Origin of the sequence: Hydrogenophaga sp. UC242_53 (assembly GCF_042696965.1) — a bacterium.
Taxonomy (GTDB): domain Bacteria; phylum Pseudomonadota; class Gammaproteobacteria; order Burkholderiales; family Burkholderiaceae_C; genus Hydrogenophaga.
Genome location: NZ_CP170552.1, coordinates 3,410,132 through 3,428,811, shown reverse-complemented (window position 1 = coordinate 3,428,811; position 18,680 = coordinate 3,410,132). Strand labels below are relative to the sequence as shown.

Sequence of the window (18,680 nt, the reverse complement as noted above, 5' to 3'; positions counted from 1 at the left end):
AACAAGGGACCTCACACCATGCAACGACAGCACATCAGCTCCGGTTCGCCCTTCGAGGAACAGATCGGCTACTCGCGCGCCGTGGTCGCGGGCGATTGGGTCTTCGTCTCGGGCACCACGGGTTTCGACTACACCACCATGGGCATCTCGGACGACGTGGTGCAGCAGGCCGAGCAGTGTTTCCTGAACATTCAGGCCGCGTTGCAGCAGGCCGGGGCGAGCCTGGACGACGTGGTGCGTGTCAACTACGTGCTGCCCGACGCCTCGCTGTTCGAGGCCTGCTGGCCGGTGCTGCGCAAGCACCTGGGCCGGGCACGGCCCGCGGCGATGATGGTGTCGGCCGGCCTGCTGGACCCGCGCATGAAGATCGAGGTCGAGGTCACGGCCCTCAAGGCGCACTGAACACCATGACCCCGTTGTCCACCACCACGCCCGTCCTGGTTTTCGATGTCTTCGGCACCGTGGTCGACTGGCACGGCAGCATCGTGCGCGAGGTGCAGGCGCTGTACCCGCAGATTGATGCCGATGCCTTCGCCACCGCCTGGCGCGCGGGCTACCAGCCCGCCATGCAGCGCGTGCGCTCGGGCGAGCTGGGCTGGACGCTGATCGACGACCTGCACCGCATGGTGCTGGAGGCGTTGCTGCCCCGCTTCGGCCTGACCCACCTGAGCGAGGCCGAGCGCGATCACCTCAACCGCGTGTGGCACCGGCTCGACCCCTGGCCCGACGCGGTGGCTGGGCTGCAGCGGCTGAAGGCACGCCACACCATCTGCACGCTGTCCAACGGCAATATCGGCTTGCTCACGAACATGGCCAAGCGCGCCGGCCTGCCCTGGGACTGCGTGCTGTCGGCCGAGGTGTTCCGCGCCTACAAGCCCGACCCGCGCGCCTACCTGGGGGCCGTGGCGGTGTTTCGCCTGCGGCCCGAGCAGGTGATGCTGGTGGCGGCGCACCAAGACGACCTGGCCGCCGCGCGCGCCTGCGGCCTGGCCACGGCCTATGTGGAACGACCACTGGAGTTCGGCGCCGCGCGGCCCAAGGACGTGTCGCCGGTGGCGGCCAACACCTGGCACGCCCGCGATTTCGGGCACCTGGCCGATCAGCTGGGCTGCTAGGGCCTTATTCGACGCGCACGCTGGCGCTGACCGCGTCGGTGAGCGCCTTGCCGGGTGCGATGTTGTCCAGCAGCTCCAGCTTGAGGCCGTAGCTTCCCGGTGGCGGCGAGAGCCAGACCTCGGTCTGCCCTTCGACGAAATCCATCACGACCGGGGCGCCCGATGCGGGCGAGATGGTCAGGCGGAAGTGCCCGGTCTCGGGCAGGCGCTGCGACTGGTGGGCCACGTTGAGCGACGAGGCGTGGAACTGCACCCGGAACGGCCGCTTGACCACCGGGCCCTCCAACTGCAGGGCCACGCCCTTGACCGACAGCGTCTTGGGATCGGTCGGGTTCTTCTTGGTCACCGTGATGGTGGCGGGCTTGCTGTAGACGAAGTGGGGCAGGTGGTTCTGGTCGGCCAGCAGCATGCGCAACGTGTAGGTGCCGGGCTCCAGGGTGAGCACGGTTTCCATCTGGCCCTTGCCGAAGTGGATGTACTGGTCGTTGAACGGCAGCGCTTCCTTGAAGTTCAGCGGCAGGTCGCGGTTGACGAGCAGGTGGTGGTGTCCGCTTTTGGCCCGGCCCGGTTGCGCGATGGGCGCCAGGCCCCAGCCGCCCGACAGGCCGAACTTGAGCAGGTAGGGCGTCTCGATGCGGTCGCCGTCCTTGAGGTTGGTGAAGTAGGCCTCGGCCGTCAGGCGCGGCGGCGCGGCTTGCCAGGGGTGGGTTGTGCCGGGTGGGGTCTGCGCGAGGGCGGGCAGCAACGCGGCCGCGGCGAGGAGGAGAGAGGCAAGTCGGGTGGAGGCGCGCATGGCGGGCGGATCGGTGGTGGGCGGGGACGCCGTCGCGAAGTCTATCCAATCCGGCCCATACCCGGGGGGGTGTGGGCATCGCCAGGAGCCGGGGCCTGGCGGGGCCGTCATCAACGTGTCACGCGGTGCTGTTCCAGAAAACCGCGGTCGATTCGGTCTTTCCAGCCCCAGACCCAGCCGCCGGCCAGGGTCAGCGGCCCCCAGCTCGCGATGGCGTGGCCCGTGCCGCAGGCGAGCAGGGCCATGCGCGGGCGCGAGGGGGGCAGGGCGCGCAGCGCGGTGCCCTCGTGCGCGGCCAGCAGGTTGTGGGCCAATGCCGCGCCGGCGTGCATGTCGCCAGGCGCCCCATCCACGCGGGCGGCCACGCTGCCGGTGGCGAACACCTGCGGGTGGCTGGTGCTTTGCAGGGTCGGGCCGGTCGACACCTGCCCGCTTTCGTTGAGCGACAGGCCGCTGGCGGGCAACCAGGTGGGGGTGCGCACGCCCATGGCCAGCAGCGGCACGTCGCAGGCCAGGCGGGCGCCATTGCCCAGGTGCACCTGGCCTTCGCTCATGCCCACGCAGGCCTCGCGCAGCACGGTGATGCCGCGGCGCCGGAGCTGGCGCAGCACGCGCTGACGCACGCCGGGTGGCAGGTCGGTGCCGACCTCGTTACCCCCGGTGATGAGCGTGAAGCGGGCCCCCGGCAAGCCGTGTTCGCGGATGCCTTGTTCGGCCGCGAACACGAGTTCGATGCCATCGGCCTCGGCGCCCACGACGGCCACCGAGACGGCCTGTTGCTGCGCCAGTGCCATCACCTGGGGCCACAGCGCCACGAAGGCCTCCATGGGGCTCAGGTGCAGGGCATGGTGGTTGGCGCCCGGCATCTCGGCGTCGAGCCAGGCGCGGTCGGGCACGGTGCCGGTGTCGATGGACAGCAGGTCGTAGCCCAGCGTGGCCGGCACGCCTTGCGCGCCGCCCGTGGCCGCGACCTGCACCTGCCGCGACGCCACATCGAGCCCGGTGCAGCGGCCCTGCAGCCAGCGCGCGCTGGCCGCGCGCACCAGCGGCTCGAGCGCGACGCGCCCTTCGTCCGCCGTGTGCTGGCCAGTCATGAAGCCGGGCAGACAACCCTGGCCGGTGTGGTGCGCGAACGGTGTGAGCAGGATCACGTCCAGGTTGCCCGGGTGGTGCCGCGCCAGGCGCGCCAACACCTGCAGATGGGCCTGGCCGGCACCGAGCAACAGGAGTTTCTTGATGCCGTGGTGCATGGCTGCCTCAGACCACCAGCATGGCCGCGAACCAGGCGCAGCCGGCGAGCTTCACCGGCGCGGGGCGCCCGGGCGTGCGCCAGAGCGAGGCGAGCAGGAAACTGTTGTACGGCAGGGGAGCGAAGTGCACCGCCAGGGCCCAGGCGATCGGCTGGCCTTGCGAGACCAGCATCAGCGCCGCGAAGCCCGTGCACAGGTTGATGACGCTGCCCACGGCGAGCATGTCGCGCCAGAACAGCGTGCGCCAGGCGACCTGGCCCTGCCAACGCCGGCCCCAGAACCCGGTCGTGGTGGGTGCTGGGCCGGTCATGAGCAGGAGGGTGTTCAATGGGCGCTCAGGATGCCGGCGCCGAGCAGGCCGAAGACCAGCAGGCCCAGCGCGATGCGGTAGTACACGAAGGCCATGTAGCCGCGCGTGGACACCAGCTTGAGGAAGACCACGATCACGCCATAGCCCACGCCGAAGGCGATCAGCGTGGCCAGGGCGGTGGGGCCGGGCGCGACCGGGCTGCCGTGCTGCCAGCTGCGCAGCAGCTGGTAGAAGCCCGAGCCCATCACGGCGGGAATCGCCAGCAGGAACGAGTAGCGCGCGGCCGCTTCGCGCGTGTAGCCCATGAGCAGGCCGGCGGTGATGGTGCCGCCCGAGCGCGAGACACCGGGGATCAGCGCCATCGCCTGGGCCAGGCCGAACAGCAGGCCGTGGCCCCAGGTGAGCTGGTTCAGCGGGCGCTCGCGCCGGCCGTAGCGGTCGGCCGCGCCCAGGATGATGCCGAACACGATCAGCATGGTGGCCGTGATGTAGAGGTTGCGCAGCGAGCCTTCGATCGCGTCCTTGAACAGCAGGCCCAGCACCACGATGGGCACCGAGCCGATGATGATCAGCCAGCCCATGCGCGCGTCGGGGTCCTGGCGCTTCGCCGGTTGCGTGAGCGAGGCCCACCAGGCGAGGAAGATGCGCACGATGTCGTGCCGGAAGTACAGCAGCACGGCGGCTTCGGTGCCGATCTGGGTGATGGCGGTGAAGGCCGCGCCCGGGTCGCCGCCCGAGGGCAGCAGCGGGCCGATGATGCGCAGGTGCGCGCTCGACGAGATGGGCAGGAATTCGGTCAGGCCCTGGATCAGGCCCAGGAAGGCGGCTTCGAGCCAGGCGGTGGTGGGGCTCATGGGTGGGGCAGGCAATGCGGCATGGTGCGCGAAGTATAGGGATGCGCTGCCCGAGGGGCTCAGGCCAGCAGGGCCTGCGCGAATTCGCGCGCGTCGAAGGTTTCGAGGTCTTCGAGCTTCTCGCCGACCCCGATGAAGTAGACCGGCACCGGCTTCTCGCGCGCGATCGCGCAGAGCACGCCGCCCTTGGCGGTGCCGTCGAGCTTGGTGATGACCAGGCCGGTGAGCTGCAGCGCCTCGTCGAAGGCCTTCACCTGCATGAGCGCGTTCTGGCCGGTGTTGCCGTCGATCACCAGCAGCACTTCATGCGGCGCGCCGGCATCGGCCTTCTGCACCACGCGCTTGATCTTGCGCAGCTCTTCCATCAGGTGCAGCTGCGTGGGCAGGCGCCCGGCGGTGTCCACCAGCACCACGTCGCGCCCGCGCGCCTTGCCGGCGGTCACGGCGTCGAAGCTCACGGCGGCGGGGTCGCCGCCTTGCTGGGTGATGATTTCCACCGTGTTGCGGTCGGCCCAGACAGCCAGCTGCTCGCGCGCGGCGGCGCGGAAGGTGTCGGCCGCCGCGAGCAGCACCGAGGCGCCGCTGTCGGCCAGGTGGCGCGTGAGCTTGCCGATGGAGGTGGTCTTGCCCGCGCCGTTGACGCCCGCGACCATGATCACGGTGGGTTTGTGCTCGCCGATCACCAGCGGCTTCTGCAGCGGGGCGAGCAGGTCGGCGATGGCATCCGCCAGCAGACCCTTGACGGCGGCCGGGTCGGTGGTCTTGCTTTCCTTCACGCGGCGCTTCAGGTCGCTGAGCAGGTGGGTGGTGGCCTTCACGCCGGTGTCGGCCATCAGCAGGGCCGATTCCAGTTCTTCGTAAAGGGCATCGTCGATCTGGGTGCCGGTGAACACCGTGGCGATGCCCGAGCCGGTCTTGCGCAGGCCGGCCTTGAGTTTGTCCAGCCAGCCCTGGCGCGGCGCGGCCGCGGGCGCAGCCGGCGTGGGTGCCGCAGCGGCTGGCGCGGGCGCCGCAGGCGAGGGCGCGGGGGCCTCTGGCAGGGCGGGCGTGGGCGGGGTGGGGGCTTTTTTGCGAAAGAACGAGAACATTTTTCCAACTCTAGAATCCATTGCATTCTATGAAACGCCTTATGCCGCTGACCAAGCAGCGCTGTTCTGCACTCCTGATGGTCCTGGCGATGGCGGGCGGCACCGCGCTGGCCCAGTCGCCCGCCACCCCGGTTTCCCCTCCACCGAGCACCGCCCAGGCACCCCTGGCGCAGCAATTCACGCTGGCCAATGGCCTGACGCTGATCGTGCGGCCCGACCGCCGCGCACCCACCGTGGTCCAGATGCTGTGGGTGCGCGTGGGTGCCATGGACGAGGTCGATGGCACCAGCGGCGTGGCGCACGCGCTGGAGCACATGATGTTCAAGGGCACGCCCGACATCAAGGCGGGCGAGTTCTCGCGCCGCGTGGCCGCCTTCGGCGGCATGGACAACGCCTTCACCACGCGCGACGCCACCGCCTACCACCTGCAGATCCCCGCGCGCCGCCTGGAGACCGCGATGCAGCTGGAGGCCGATCGTTTCGCGCGCAACCAGTGGGACGACGACGAGTTCAAGCGCGAGATCGAGGTGATCAAGGAAGAGCGGCGCCAGCGCACCGAAGAGTCGCCGCGCGCCCGCATGTTCGAGGCGCTCAACGCCATGGTCTACCAGGCCCATCCGTACCGCCGGCCCGTGATCGGCTGGATGAGCGACATCGAGGCGATGACGCCCGACGACGCGCGCGCGTTCTACCGCCGCTGGTACGTGCCGGCGAACGCCGCCCTGGTGATCGCGGGCGACGTGGACGTGGCGCAGGTGCGCGCGCTGGCCGAGAAACACTTCGGCGCGTTGCCCGCCGCGGCCGTGCCCGCGCGCAAGCCGCGCGAGGAGCCCGCCCAGGCGGGGCCGCGCCGGCTCGAGTACCGCGCCGTGGCCGACCAGGCCCTGGTCGCGCTGGCATACAAGGTGCCGCAGTGGCGCGGCGCCGAGGTGGACAACGAGACCGACCGCGATGCCCTCGCCCTGACCGTGCTCTCGGCCGTGCTCGACGGTTACGATGGTGCGCGCCTGGACCGCGCGCTGGTGCAGGGCGTGGGCACGGGCGGCAAGCGGCTGGCCGACAGCGCGGGCTCGTCCTACGGCCTCATGGGTCGGGGCCCGCAGCTCTTCATGCTCACGGCGGTGCCTTCGGCCGGCGTGACGACCGAGATGGCCTCGGCCGCGCTCAAGGCCGAGGTGGCGCGCATCGCCCGCGAAGGCATCCAGGAAGCGGAACTGCAGCGTGTGAAGACGCAGTGGACCGCTGGCGAGATCTACAAGCTCGACTCCGTCCGCGCAACCAGGCGCGCGAGCTGGGTGGCTACTGGATCAACGGCATGGGCCTGGACGCGGGCGACCGCCTGATGGCCCGCCTGCGCACGGTCACGGCGGCCCAGGTGCAGTCGGTGGCACAGCGTTATTTCTCCGACGAACAGCTCAGCACCGGCGTGCTGGTGCCCGATCCCTCGCGCCGCGAAGCGGCTCCTGCGGCCCCGGCCGGTCCTCGGCCCGCGCTGACGCGCCACTGAAGCGAGCCGCGTACACCATGACCCTGTTCACCCTGCTGCGCCGAACCCTGCCGGCCCTGCTCTTGCTGAGCATCCTGGGCACCGCCCGGGCCACCATCCCCATCGAACAGTGGACGCACGCCAGCGGCGCGCGCGTGCACCTCATTGCCAGTCCCTCGATCCCCATGCTGGATGTGCAGATCGATTTCGATGGCGGCCGGCGCCGCGATCCCGCGGCCCAGGCCGGCCTGGCAAGCGCGACCGCCGGGCTGCTCTCGGGCGGTGTGGCCGCGCAGCCCGGACTGCCCGCGCTCGACGAGAACCAGCTCAGCGAGGCCTGGGCCGACCTGGGCGCTCAATTCGGTGCCGGCATCACCCTGGATCGCTTCAGCGTTTCACTGCGCACCCTGACCGAACCCGATCTGCTCGACCGCGCGGTGGCATTGGCCGCGCGCCAGCTGGCCGCACCCGCCTGGCCCGAGCGCGTGTGGCAGCGCGACCGCGAACGCCTGCTGGCCGCGCTCAAGGAGGCCGAGAATCGACCGGGCACGCAGGCCAGCCGCGCGTTCGGCCGTGCCGTGTATGGCGACCATCCCTATGGGTTCCGGGCCGATGCCAGCACCCTCAACGCGATCCGGGTGGCCGACATGCGCGCGTTCTACCGCCGCCATGTGGTGAGCTGCCGCGCCCAGGTATCGATGGTGGGGGCGGTGGACCGCGCCACCGCCGACCGCATCGTGGGCCGGTTGATGGCGGCCGTGCAGCCGCATGGGTGTTCGGCCTTGCCCGATCTGCCGCCCGTGCAGCCGCTGGCGAAGGCCCTGGATCAGCGCCTGCCCTTTGCCGCCGCGCAGGCGCAGGTGCTCATCGGCCAGCCCGGCGTGGCCCGCGCCGATCCCGACTTCTTTGCGCTCTACGTGGGCAACTACGTGCTGGGCGGTGGTGGCTTCGTCTCGCGGCTGATGACGGAGGTGCGCGAGAAGCGCGGGCTGACCTACGGTGTGTCCAGCTACTTCCTGACGGCGCGCCAGGCCGGCGCCTTCCAGATCGCCCTGACCACGCGGCCCGACCAGGCGGCGCAGGCGGTGGACGTGGTGCGAGAAGTGGTGCGCGACTTCGTCGCCAAGGGTCCGACCGAGGCCGAGCTGCAGGCCGCCAAGGACTACCTCATCAACGGCGAAGCCCTGCGGCTCGACAGCAACCGCAAGCTGCTGGACAACGTCGGCCAACATCGCCTGGAACGACCTGCCGCTGGACTATCTCGACACCTGGACGAAGGAGATCGAGCGCCTGAGCGTGGCCGACATCCAGCGGGCCTTCGCGCGCGTGCTGCAGCCCGACCGCATGGTCACCGTGGTGGTGGGTGCGCAACCCTGAGGTCGCGTAAGCTCGCTGCCATGAAAAAGCCTGCCCCCAGCGCCGCGCGCGCCGCCGCGAGCGCCCCCCACGAGGTGCGCATCATCGGCGGCCAGTGGAAACGCACCAAACTGCCCGTGGCCGACCGCCCGGGCCTGCGGCCCACGCCTTCGCGCGTGCGCGAAACCCTGTTCAACTGGCTCGGGCAGGACCTGAGCGGCTGGCGCTGCATCGACGCCTTCGCCGGCACCGGGGCATTGGGCCTGGAGGCTGCCTCGCGCGGCGCGGTGGAGGTGGTGCTGGTGGAGCAAGACAGCGCCTTGCTCGCCAACCTGGGCCGCATCACCACCCAGCTCAAGGCCACGGGCGTGCGCGTGGAGCGGGGCGATGGTGTGGCGGCGCTGCGCCAGCGGGCCGGGCAAGGGCTGGATGTGGTGTTCCTGGACCCGCCTTTTGGTGAGGGCCAGAACGAGGCCTTGTATGCCGCCGCGCTGGCCGCCGCGCGCCAGGCGGTGCAAGGGGACGGCCTGATCTACCTGGAGGCCCCACGGGCCTGGGGCGAGGACGAACTGGCCCAGATCGGCCTGCAGGTGCACCGCCAAGGCAAGGCCGGGGCGGTGGCCTTTCACCTGTTGCGGCCATTGCCGGCCCAGTGAGGCGCGGCGCGGGGCCCCTCGCGCATAATCTTCGGCATGAGTTCAGCCCTTGCTTCAACCGGCGGTGGTGGCCGCGTGGCGGTCTACAGCGGTACCTTCGACCCCATCACCCTGGGCCATGAAGACGTGGCGCGCCGCGCCGCGCTGCTGTTCGACGAACTGGTCATCGCGGTGGCCATCGCGCACCACAAGAAGACCCGCTTCACGCTGCAGGAGCGGCTGGACATGGCCGCCGAGGTCGCGTCCCGCATGCCGGGGCGGGTGCGAGTGTTGCCCTTCGAAGGCCTGATCATGGACTTCTGCCGGCAGCATGGCGCGACCGCCGTGGTGCGTGGCATCCGCAACCTCACCGACTTCGACTACGAAGCCCAGATGGCGGCGATGAACCGCAAGCTGAATGCGGCGGTGGAGACGGTGTTCCTGCTGCCGCAGGCCGAGTTGCAGTGCATTTCCAGCACGCTGGTGCGCGAGATCTCGCAGCTGGGTGGTGATGTGTCGCAGATGGTGAGCGGCGCCGTGGCCGCGCGGCTCGCACCCAAGCCCCTGCAGGCTTAGAACATGAGCCCCCACGCTTCACGCTTCGCTGTTTCGCTGCCCCCCGCGGGGGAGCGGCTTTGCTTGGGGCGGCCCTGCGCCGCAGCCTGACCATGGCCTTGCTGATCACCGACGAATGCATCAACTGCGATGTGTGCGAGCCCGAGTGCCCGAACCAGGCCATCTCCATGGGCGAGGACTTCTACGAAATCGACCCGGCGCGCTGCACCGAGTGCGTGGGGCATTTCGACGAACCGCAGTGTGTGCAGGTCTGCCCGGTGAACTGCATTCCGATCAACCCGGACCACGTCGAGTCGCGCGAGACGCTGTGGGAGAAGTACCAGCGCCTGCAGAAAGCCGGTCAGCCCTTGTCGGCCGCCGGTGACACGGCAGCCCCGCCACCCGCCTCGGCCTGAGGCGCTGGCGTGGTGGCCGGCCGCGGTGGCTTGGGCCGCGGCGGCTTGCTGGTGTGGATCAAGGCCGTGGCCTTGTCCATTTCGCCCGCGATCAACTGCGGCAAGGCCTTGAGCGAGCGATCCAGCGCCTGCGCGATCGCGATGCGGTCATCGGGCGAGGGCTTCTTCAGCACCCAGTTCGCCACTTCGTTCTTGTTGCCCGGGTGGCCGATGCCCACGCGCAGGCGCCAGTAGTCGGCACTGCCGAGCTGCGCGTGAATGTCGCGCAGGCCGTTGTGGCCCGCGTGTCCGCCGCCCTTCTTGAGCTTGGCCTCACCGGGCGCCAGGTCCAGTTCGTCGTGCACCACCAGCACCTCTTCGGGCGCGATCTTGAAGAAGCGCGCGACCGAGGCCACCGACTTGCCCGAGAGGTTCATGAAGGTCTGCGGCTCCACCAGCCAGACGCTCTGGCGCACCCACGTTGGCCCGCGCCACCAGGCCGAAATGCCCACGCTCCATCTGCAGGGACACCTTGAGCAGGCGCGCGGCCTCGTCCACCCACCAGAAGCCGGCGTTGTGGCGCGTGTGTTCGTATTCCGGCCCCGGGTTGCCCAGGCCGGCGATGAGTTTGATCATGGGATCGGATTATCGAGGCGGAAAACAAAAAGGCCCGCGGGTGCGGGCCTTTCTGACAGCAGGGGCTGGAATTACTTCTTGCCCTTGCCCTTGGCGGCCTTCTTGTCGTCGGCGGGAGCGGCCACCGGTGCGGCGACCACTTCTTCCACCGGTTCCACCACGGTGCGCACGGTGATGTTCTTGCGGCCGTGCGTCACGAGCTTGACGCCCTTGGCCAGCTTGATGTCGCCGGTGTGCACGGTGGCACCCTTGGTGACTTCACCCAGGTCCACTTCGATGAACTCGGGCAGCTGGGTTGGCCAGGCACTCGATTTCGATGTCGTTGAGCACGTGGCTGATCACGCACTTGTCGTTCTTGACGGCCGGCGAGTTGTCGGCGTTCACGAAGTGCAGCGGCACCTTCTTGCGCAGGCGGGTCTTGTCGTCCACGCGCTGGAAGTCCACGTGCAGCACTTGCGGCTTGTACGGGTGGTATTGCACATCGCGCAGCAGAACCTTCTGCACCTTGCCAGCGAGTTCCATGTCGAGGATGGACGAGTGGAACGCTTCCTTCTTCAGGGCGTGCCACAGGGCGTTGTGATCGAGTTCGATCGTGGCGGCCGGCGTTTCACCGCCGAAAACGATACCGGGCGCGCGACCGGTGTTGCGCAGACGGCGGCTCGCACCCGTACCCTGCTTGGCGCGCTCAAAAGCGACGAATTGCATGACTGACTCCTGTGGAGGGGTTCCGCGACCAGAACGCCTCTGTTTCAAAAAAGCCGCCCCCACCATGGAGACGACCCGCTTTTTGCTGCCTTCAGCCTCTTAGAAGAGGTTGTCCTGATCGGCAAACAAACTCATGACCGACTCACCCGAGGCGATGCGCGCGATGGTCTCGGCCATCAGCGGTGCCACGGAGAGCTGGCGAATCTTGGAGCAGGCCTGCGCGGCCTGCGAGAGAGGAATGGTGTTCGTCACCACCACCTCGTCCAGGGCACTGCCCTTGGCGATGCGTTCGATGGCCGGGCCCGAGAAGATCGGGTGCGTGCAGTACGCATACACGTTCTTCGCGCCGCGCTCCTTGAGCACCTCGGCGGCTTTGACCAGCGTGCCGGCGGTGTCGATCATGTCGTCCATGATCACGCAGTTGCGGCCTTCGATGTCGCCGATCACGTGCATCACTTCCGACACGTTGGCCTTGGGGCGGCGCTTGTCGATGATGGCCATGTCGCAGTTGAGCTGCTTGGCCAGCGCACGGGCGCGCACCACGCCACCCACGTCGGGCGAGACGATGAGCACGTCGGGGTAGTTCTTCTGGCGCAGGTCGCCCAGCAGCACGGGCGAGGCGTAGATGTTGTCGACCGGAATGTCGAAGAAGCCCTGGATCTGGTCGGCGTGCAGGTCCATGGTCAGCACGCGGCTCACGCCCACGGTCTGCAGCAGGTCTGGCCACGACCTTGGCCGAGATCGGCACGCGGGCCGAACGCGGGCGGCGGTCCTGGCGGGCGTAGCCGAAATAGGGGATGACGGCGGAGATGCGCTCGGCCGAGGCGCGCTTGAGCGCGTCGACCATGATGAGCAGCTCCATCAGGTTCTCGTTGGTCGGCGAGCAGGTGGACTGGATCACGAACACGTGGCGCGCGCGCACGTTCTGCGTGATCTCGACCGTGACTTCACCGTCGGAGAAGCGACCCACATTGGCCGCGCCGAGTTGCGTGCCCAGGTGTTGGGCGATTTCGGAGGCCAGCACCGGGTTGGCGTTGCCGGTGAAGATCATGAAATCCGGGGGCTGAACTTGCATGGTATTCCCAGCTGTCTGAACGACGGACCCAGAAGATCGCCGTCAAAAAAGGCCACCCGGGGGTGGCCGTTCCGGTGCTTGATGTGTTGAAACAGGGTGGCAGGGGAGGAAGGACTCGAACCCTCGCATGCTGGAATCAAAATCCAGTGCCTTTACCAACTTGGCGACTCCCCTACGCAGGTCGATGGTTCGGCGTGATGCCGGACAACCAACCAAAAACGTCGCAGGTTGCGCAACCACTGCCTGGGCTGTGCGCTGCCGATTCTAATCGGTGCACCAGTCGAGCAATGGATGTGCATCCATGTTGCCGCATTCTCGAACCTTCCAGCCGCCGGGGGCGTCTGTCAGGTCCACTGCCTGCGGCAGCTGTGCAAACACCGCGGTTCCCGATCCGGTCATTCGCCCTTGCAATCCATGGCTGTCGAGCCATCGAATGCAATGCCCCACATCGGGACAGAGCGCCTGCGCCACGGGTTGAAGATCGTTGTGTCCGAAGGCCAGAACTTTCTGGAGATCGATCACCGCGCCTTCACGCGAGTCATTTGCAGCAAAGCCTTGGATTGTAGCAGTTTTTGTGTCGCGTTTGAGCTCAGGCGAGCCAAAGATGCGTTGGGTGGAGGCGCCCGTGGGTGGCTTGACCACGAGGAAGCGGGTGGGCGGCAGGGCCACGGGGGTGAGCTGCTCGCCCACGCCTTCCACCCAGGCGTTGCGCCCGCCGATGAAAAACGGCACGTCGGCGCCCAGTTGCAAACCGATCGCCGCCAGCTGCGACCGCTTCAACCCCAGCCCCCAGAGCCGGTTCAGGGCCAGCAGGGTTGTGGCCGCGTCCGAGGAGCCGCCGCCCATGCCGGCCTCGGCGGGCAGGCGTTTTTCCAGGCCGATGTGCACGCCGTGAGCACAGCCGGTGGCCTGTTGCAGGGCCCTTGCGGCCCGCACAGACAGGTCTTCGGCCGGCAGGTGGCCGGGCGTGAGGTCCTCGCGGCTGATCGCGCCATCGGCCCGGCGCTCGAAATGCAGGTGGTCGCACCAGTCCACCAGCATGAAGATGGACTGCAACAGGTGGTAACCGTCGGCTCGGCGGCCGGTGATGTGCAGAAAGAGGTTGAGCTTGGCGGGCGCAGGCACGTCCAGCAGGCGCCGCACGGGGGCGTGGGAGGTCATGGCTGGAAGACGACGCGCAGTTCGGCGGTGGGCAAGGGGGTGGAGCGGCGTGCCGTGATGCGGCCTTCGGCCTGACGCGACAGATCGGCCTGCCAACCGGGCACATCGCCTTGCTCGCCGCGCAGCCAGCCGAACAGCGCCGCGACCGGCACCGCCGTGCCGCTGAGTTCGGTGGTGAGCTCGTCCAGGTTGCCGCGCCGGGTGACCTGGCCGCCCTGGCGCAACTCGGCGCTCTGGGGCGTCCACACCACGGTCGCCAGCGTGTTGCCCAGGGGCGAGGTGAGTTGCAGCTCGCCTTCGGCGGGGGCGCCGCGCAGGTCGAAAGCGGCGGAAAACGACTGGGGTGGCGCGCTGTCGACTTGAAGGGACAGGCGGCCGCTCCACACCGTTTCGCCAGGCAGTGCCGAGCGAGGCGGTGTGGCGCAAGCCGAGAGCACGGCGGCCAAGGCCAGCACGGCCAAGCGGCCCTGCAGCCTGGGCCAGGGGAAAGCCCGCACGGTCATGGTTTGACTTGCAGGCGTTTGAGGGTGGCCTGCAGGGTTTCGTTGTCGGCCGCGAGAAGCAGGCCTTCGCGCCAGATCTTCAGCGCCTGCTCGCGCTGGCCTTGCACCCACAGCACCTCACCCAGGTGCGCGGCGATTTCCGGGTCGGGCCGTTTGCCGTAGGCGGCCTGCAGGATGGACAGCGCGCGCGCGTTGTTGCCCATGCGGAACTCGACCCAGCCCAGGCTGTCCTGGATGTAGGCATCGCCCGGCGCGAGCGAGACCGCCTTCTCGATCAGTTGTTTGGCTTCCGGCAGGCGCATGTTGCGCTCGGCCAGCGAATAGCCCAGCGCGTTGTAGGCGTGGTGGTAGTCGGGCTTGAGGGCGATCAGCTGGCGCAGCAGGCGCTCCATGTCGGCCAGTTTCCCGGCCTTCTCGGCCATCATGGCCTGGTCGTAGATCAAGTCGGTGTCTTCAGGGAAGCGGGTGGCGGCCTCGTTGTAGACCTCGTAGGACTGCTGGTAGGCCTTGAAGTCGCGCAGCAACTGCGCTTCGGCGACCAGCTTGAGGCGCACGTCTTCGGGCCGGCGCTCGGGCTGGCCGCGCAACAGCGCGCGGGCCTGGGGCAACTGGCCCTGGCGGGCCAGCAGCGAGGCGCGCCGCATCTGGGCGGCCATGATGTCGTCGGCGTTCTCGATGCGGTCCAGCCAGGCATTGGCGGCGGGAAAGTCGTTCTGCTTTTCCGCGATCTGCGCCATCAGCAGGTAGGCCTGCGTCAGGCCGCGCGCGGTGCGCTCGTCGCCCGACTGGCGCGCCAGTGCCATGTACTTCTGCAGCGACGCCGTGGCGGGCGCCAACGCGTTGTCTTGTGCCTGCAGCGAAGCCAGCAGCAACCAGGGTTCGGCCTGGTCGGGTTGGCGCGCAGTGAGCGCTTCGAGTTGCGCACGCGCTTCGCTGTTGCGTTGCAGATCCACCAGGATGCGGGCATAGGCCAGTGCCACGGCGGTGTCGCCCGGCGTGGCGGCATTGCCGGTCTGCAGCTGTTGCCGCACGATGGCCTCGGCGTCGTTCTGCCCGCGCTCCATCAATTCCAGCGCGAGCAGGGCCGGGTAGGGCGATGCAGGATCGATCGCATGGCCTTCGCGCGCCGCCGCGAGGGCCGGGGGCAACTGGTCCTGCGCCAGCTCCATGCGGCCCACGGTGGTCCAGGCCGCCGCGGCATGGAAGGGTTGTTTGAGCGAGGGTGCCAGGGCCTCGCGCACCACGGTCGCGGCCAGGGCCTTGTCGGCAATGCGCCCGTAGGTTTGCGGAATGGCGTTGATGGTGTCGTTGCGCTCGGTCACCGGGCTGGCTTGCAGGATGGCCTGCAGCACTGGGCCGGTCTCGCCCACGCGGTTGAGCGCCAGCAGGATCTGCAGCACGAAGCGGTTGGCTTCCGGGCTGTTCGGAATTTCCTGAGCCCAGGCGCGCGCCGCGGTCAGCGCGGCCTCGCCCGAACGGGCCTGCAAGGCCACATCCACCGCGCGCCGGTACAGCTCCGGATCCTTCTGGCGGCGTGCCGCGTCCAGGATGAGCGAATAGCCCGTGCCCGGCTCACCCGCGCTGACATTGAGTTCGCCCAGCAGCAGTTGGTAGAAGAGGGGCGCGTTGAGGGCCGAATTGACCACGGCAGGCTCGCTTGCGGGGGGCTGGGCGGCGGCTGCGGGTGGCGCGGCCGGTGGGGCAGGCTGCGCGGCCGCGCCAAAAGCCAAGCCCAAGAGAACCAGGGTCGCGGTGCGGTGCAAGGTGTTCATCGGGTCATGATAATGGGAAGGGTTCAGGGGCACGGGGGTGTGACCCCAAGACCGCACCGGCGTTCCGGACCCCTGCAGAAAAACCACCCGCCATGCCCGAATTGCCCGAAGTCGAAGTCACGCGCCGCAGCTTTGCCGACCGCATCGCGGGCGCCCAGGTGCGTGCGCTGTCCCTGGGCAAGCCGCTGCGCTGGCCTCTGGGCTGTGAGCCTTCGAGCCTGGCCGGGCGCCAGGTGCGCTCGGTGGCGCGGCGCGGCAAGTACCTTCTGGTGCATCTGGACGAGGGGGTGTTGCTGTTGCACCTGGGCATGTCGGGCAGCCTGCAGTTCGCCCCCAGCCTGCCGCCGCGCGGCGTGCACGACCACTTCGAACTGTTGACCAGCCACGGGGTGCTGCGCCTGCACGACCCGCGCCGCTTTGGTGCGGTGGTCTATGCCCCGTCTCTGGAGGACGCCCGGGTGCTCAAGCTGTTGGGCGGCCTGGGGGTCGAGCCCCTGGAGATCGGCTTCGATGCAGTGAGTTTCCACCGGGCCCTGAAGCTGCGGCGCTCCGCCATCAAGCAGGTGCTGATGGCGGGCGACATCGTCGTGGGCGTGGGCAACATCTATGCGTCGGAGGCGCTGTTCATGTCGGGCATTCACCCCGCGCTGCGCGCCGATCGCCTGAGCAAGCCCCGCGCGGCGCGGCTGCACGCGGCCATTGTGTCGGTGCTGCAGCGAGCGGTGGCGTTGGGAGGCAGCACCTTGCGCGACTTCTCCAGTGCCGAAGGGCAGAGCGGCTACTTCCAGCTCGATGCCATGGTCTATGGCCGCGAGGGCCAGCCCTGCCGGGTCTGCGGGACGCCGGTCAAGGCGATGCGGCAGGGCCAACGGTCCACATTCTTCTGCCCCGTGTGTCAGAAAAAGTGACGCGCCAGCGGTGCGGTTTTGTGCCCGGGCGCCCGGCTGTCGGTCTTTCCGACCGGTCAGCTTTCTCCTGTGTGCCGATGCTATATTGACCTATTGACAGAGACACAAGGCCCATGAGCTTCAACCAGGAATTCGATCAGCACGGTGTGTGGCGCAAGCAGTTTGCCTTGCGCCTGAAGCTGTTGTCCGAATGGTTGACCGACCACGACCTCATGGAGTCTGGCGTGCGAGAGCGCCTCGACCAGCTGCATGCGCAGGTCAAGAACGACAAGATCATGGTGGCCTTCGTGGCCGAGTTCTCGCGTGGCAAGTCCGAGCTGATCAACGCGGTGTTCTTCGCCGGTTATGGCCGTCGCATCATGCCCGCCAGCGCCGGGCGCACCACCATGTGCCCCACCGAGCTGGGCTATGACGCGGAAGTGCCGCCGTGCCTGCGCCTGCTGCCCATCGAAACCCGCCTGCAACCGCAATCTTTGCTGGACTGGCGCAATGCGCTGGAGAAGTGGGAGCGGGTCGATCTCGACGTGAACGACCCCAAGCAGCTGGCGCGCGCGATCCAGAAGGTGGCCGAGGTGCGCCGCGTGACGCAGGCGGAAGCGGCGGCGCTGGGGTTCTGGCACGACGAGGTGCCCGAAGACAACCCCTTGCCTGGCCCGGACGGCCTGATCGAGGTGCCGAAATGGCGGCATGCCTTGATCAACATGGCGCACCCCTTGCTCAAGCAAGGCCTGGTGATTCTTGATACCCCGGGCCTCAACGCCATCGGCGCCGAACCGGAGCTCACCGTGAGCCTGCTGCCGCAGGCGCACGCGGTGGTGTTCATCCTCGCGGCCGACACCGGCGTGACCAAGTCCGACCTGACCATCTGGCGCCAGCACCTTGCGGTGTTGGGCGAGGGGCGCGAGTCCCGGCTGGTGGTGCTCAACAAGATCGACACCATGTGGGACGCACTGAGCTCGCCCGAGCAGGTGCAGTTGCAGATCGCTTCGCAGCGCACCGACTCGGCCGAGATCCTTGGCCTGTCGCCGCGCCAGGTGCTGGCGGTGTCGGCGCAGAAGGGCCTGCTGGCCAAGGTGCACCGCGACAAGAAGCTGCTGGCCGCCAGCAACCTGATGGAGCTGGAGACCGCTCTGGGCGTGGATCTGCTGGGTCAGCGCCGCAAGATCCTGGGCGCGGCCGTCGCCAATGGCATCCAGGCGCTTCGCTCGGAAACCGGCCGCATGGTGCACACCCGAGCGCGCGATCTGGTGGAGCAGATCCAGGAACTCGAAGGCTTGCGCGGCAAGAACACCGGTGTGATCAAGCAGATGCGCCTGCGCATCGAGCAGGAGCAGGCCGACTTCGATGCGAGCGGTGCCAAGATCCAGGCGGTGCGCTCGGTGCACCTGCGCCTGCTCAAGGACCTGTTCGCCATGCTCAGCTCTTCCCATCTCAAGGCCGAGGTGGCGACCCTGGGCAAGGCCTTGAAGCAGCCCGGCATCAAGCTGGGCGTGCGCCGCGCCTACGACCACACCTTCGACCGCCTGCGCACCGACATGGGCAAGGCCGATCGCATGGCGGGTGACATCCAGTCCATGCTGGAAGGCAGCTTCAAGAACCTCAATGCCGAGTACGGTTTCTCGCTGCAGGCGCCCACGCCGCCGCGCCTGGGACAGTACGTGAAGGACCTCGACCTGATCGAGAAAAGCCACCTGCAGTACCTCAGCCTGGGCAACGCGCTGCGCCTGGCGCAGCCCGAGTTTGCCGAGCGCCTGGCGCGTGCGCTCATGAGCCGGCTGCGCGTGGTGTACGACACCGCGGTCAACGAGGTGGAGCTGTGGAACAAATCCGCCGCCGCCCAGCTCGACGCGCAGTTGCGCGAGCGCCGCCGCAATTTCAGCCGGCGCATCGAGGCCGTGTCGCGCATCCAGCAGGCCGCTGGTGGTCTGGACGAACGCATCCGGGAGCTGCAATCGCACCAGGCCGAGCTGAATCAGCTCGACGTCAAACTGGCCGAGCTCACCGACCACCTGCTGGCCGCACCCGAAGAAGAACCCTCCGACGAAGCGCTCGCGGCATGAGCGCCGAGGCGATTTCGGTGAAC

General features: G+C 68.6%; 15 protein-coding genes, 1 tRNA gene and 5 pseudogenes. 9 read left to right on the top strand and 12 right to left on the bottom strand.

Translation table 11 applies throughout. The features are described 5' to 3' along the window. Nucleotides 1–18: 18 nt before the first annotated feature. Nucleotides 19–402, top strand: coding sequence for a RidA family protein (locus ACFJI0_RS17300; protein WP_382321402.1), 384 nt, complete (start codon nucleotides 19–21; stop codon nucleotides 400–402). A gap of 5 nt (nucleotides 403–407) precedes the next feature. Next, nucleotides 408–1,115 (top strand): haloacid dehalogenase type II, encoded by a 708-nt coding sequence (locus ACFJI0_RS17295; protein ID WP_382321400.1) that lies wholly within the window; start codon nucleotides 408–410, stop codon nucleotides 1,113–1,115. A gap of 4 nt (nucleotides 1,116–1,119) precedes the next feature. Here the strand turns inward: ACFJI0_RS17295 and ACFJI0_RS17290 are convergent, their stop codons facing one another. The 5 genes from ACFJI0_RS17290 to ftsY form a co-directional block, all read right to left on the bottom strand. Next, entirely contained in the window at nucleotides 1,120–1,908 is a 789-nt protein-coding gene (locus ACFJI0_RS17290) for a DUF4399 domain-containing protein (protein WP_382321398.1), read from the bottom strand. A gap of 110 nt (nucleotides 1,909–2,018) precedes the next feature. After that, nucleotides 2,019–3,158: an FAD-dependent oxidoreductase gene (locus ACFJI0_RS17285; RefSeq protein ID WP_382321396.1), complete on the bottom strand. Its 1,140-nt coding sequence runs from the start codon at nucleotides 3,156–3,158 to the stop codon at nucleotides 2,019–2,021. Nucleotides 3,159–3,165: 7 nt separating this feature from the next. Further along, complete coding sequence (locus tag ACFJI0_RS17280; protein ID WP_382321394.1) at nucleotides 3,166–3,486, bottom strand: hypothetical protein; 321 nt, start codon at nucleotides 3,484–3,486, stop codon at nucleotides 3,166–3,168. Then, on the bottom strand, nucleotides 3,483–4,322 hold the full coding sequence (locus tag ACFJI0_RS17275) for an undecaprenyl-diphosphate phosphatase (protein WP_382321392.1): 840 nt from the start codon (nucleotides 4,320–4,322) through the stop codon (nucleotides 3,483–3,485). Before ACFJI0_RS17275 ends, ACFJI0_RS17280 begins: the two co-directional genes overlap by 4 nt. 59 nt (nucleotides 4,323–4,381) lie before the next feature. After that, the gene (ftsY, locus tag ACFJI0_RS17270; RefSeq protein ID WP_382321390.1) at nucleotides 4,382–5,410 is read right to left on the bottom strand and encodes a signal recognition particle-docking protein FtsY; all 1,029 of its coding nucleotides are present in this window, start codon (nucleotides 5,408–5,410) and stop codon (nucleotides 4,382–4,384) included. A gap of 89 nt (nucleotides 5,411–5,499) precedes the next feature. Between ftsY and ACFJI0_RS17265 the strand changes: the two are divergent. The 5 genes and pseudogenes from ACFJI0_RS17265 (at nucleotide 5,500) to ACFJI0_RS17245 (ending at nucleotide 9,858) form a co-directional block, all read left to right on the top strand. After that, nucleotides 5,500–6,917, top strand: a pseudogene (locus tag ACFJI0_RS17265) (M16 family metallopeptidase). 17 nt (nucleotides 6,918–6,934) lie between these two features. Beyond that, nucleotides 6,935–8,273: pseudogene (locus tag ACFJI0_RS17260) on the top strand (M16 family metallopeptidase). Between the two features lie 20 nt (nucleotides 8,274–8,293). Then, nucleotides 8,294–8,908 carry a 16S rRNA (guanine(966)-N(2))-methyltransferase RsmD gene (rsmD, locus tag ACFJI0_RS17255; protein ID WP_382321388.1) on the top strand — a complete coding sequence of 205 codons (615 nt, stop codon included), beginning with the start codon at nucleotides 8,294–8,296 and terminating at the stop codon, nucleotides 8,906–8,908. A gap of 36 nt (nucleotides 8,909–8,944) precedes the next feature. Continuing rightward, entirely contained in the window at nucleotides 8,945–9,463 is a 519-nt protein-coding gene (coaD, locus tag ACFJI0_RS17250; RefSeq protein WP_382321386.1) for a pantetheine-phosphate adenylyltransferase, read from the top strand. A 92-nt stretch (nucleotides 9,464–9,555) separates the two neighbouring features. After that, a complete protein-coding gene (locus ACFJI0_RS17245) occupies nucleotides 9,556–9,858 on the top strand; it encodes a YfhL family 4Fe-4S dicluster ferredoxin (RefSeq protein WP_291113989.1) in 303 nt (100 codons plus the stop codon). Here ACFJI0_RS17245 and pth read toward each other — a convergent pair. The 7 genes and pseudogenes from pth to ACFJI0_RS17210 form a co-directional block, all read right to left on the bottom strand. Further along, nucleotides 9,804–10,473, bottom strand: a pseudogene (pth, locus tag ACFJI0_RS17240) (aminoacyl-tRNA hydrolase). The gene ACFJI0_RS17245 and the pseudogene pth sit on opposite strands and share 55 nt — an antisense overlap. A 71-nt stretch (nucleotides 10,474–10,544) precedes the next feature. After that, nucleotides 10,545–11,178: pseudogene (locus tag ACFJI0_RS17235) on the bottom strand (50S ribosomal protein L25/general stress protein Ctc). Between the two features lie 99 nt (nucleotides 11,179–11,277). Continuing rightward, nucleotides 11,278–12,253, bottom strand: a pseudogene (locus tag ACFJI0_RS17230) (ribose-phosphate pyrophosphokinase). Nucleotides 12,254–12,350: 97 nt separating this feature from the next. After that, nucleotides 12,351–12,427 (bottom strand) — tRNA-Gln (locus tag ACFJI0_RS17225). Nucleotides 12,428–12,517: 90 nt separating this feature from the next. Then, on the bottom strand, nucleotides 12,518–13,396 hold the full coding sequence (gene ispE / locus ACFJI0_RS17220; RefSeq protein WP_382325703.1) for a 4-(cytidine 5'-diphospho)-2-C-methyl-D-erythritol kinase: 879 nt from the start codon (nucleotides 13,394–13,396) through the stop codon (nucleotides 12,518–12,520). Nucleotides 13,397–13,410: 14 nt separating this feature from the next. Further along, a complete protein-coding gene (locus tag ACFJI0_RS17215; protein ID WP_382321385.1) occupies nucleotides 13,411–13,917 on the bottom strand; it encodes a lipoprotein insertase outer membrane protein LolB in 507 nt (168 codons plus the stop codon). Then, complete coding sequence (locus ACFJI0_RS17210) at nucleotides 13,914–15,563, bottom strand: tetratricopeptide repeat protein (protein WP_382321382.1); 1,650 nt, start codon at nucleotides 15,561–15,563, stop codon at nucleotides 13,914–13,916. The genes ACFJI0_RS17215 and ACFJI0_RS17210 overlap by 4 nt, the downstream gene beginning before the upstream one ends. 218 nt (nucleotides 15,564–15,781) lie before the next feature. On the opposite strand from ACFJI0_RS17210, the gene mutM reads away from it, so the two are divergent. Together mutM and ACFJI0_RS17200 are read left to right on the top strand one after the other, a co-directional pair. Further along, on the top strand, nucleotides 15,782–16,597 hold the full coding sequence (mutM, locus tag ACFJI0_RS17205) for a bifunctional DNA-formamidopyrimidine glycosylase/DNA-(apurinic or apyrimidinic site) lyase (protein WP_382155298.1): 816 nt from the start codon (nucleotides 15,782–15,784) through the stop codon (nucleotides 16,595–16,597). A gap of 113 nt (nucleotides 16,598–16,710) precedes the next feature. After that, nucleotides 16,711–18,657 (top strand): dynamin family protein, encoded by a 1,947-nt coding sequence (locus ACFJI0_RS17200; RefSeq protein ID WP_382155301.1) that lies wholly within the window; start codon nucleotides 16,711–16,713, stop codon nucleotides 18,655–18,657. Nucleotides 18,658–18,680 lie beyond the last annotated feature (23 nt).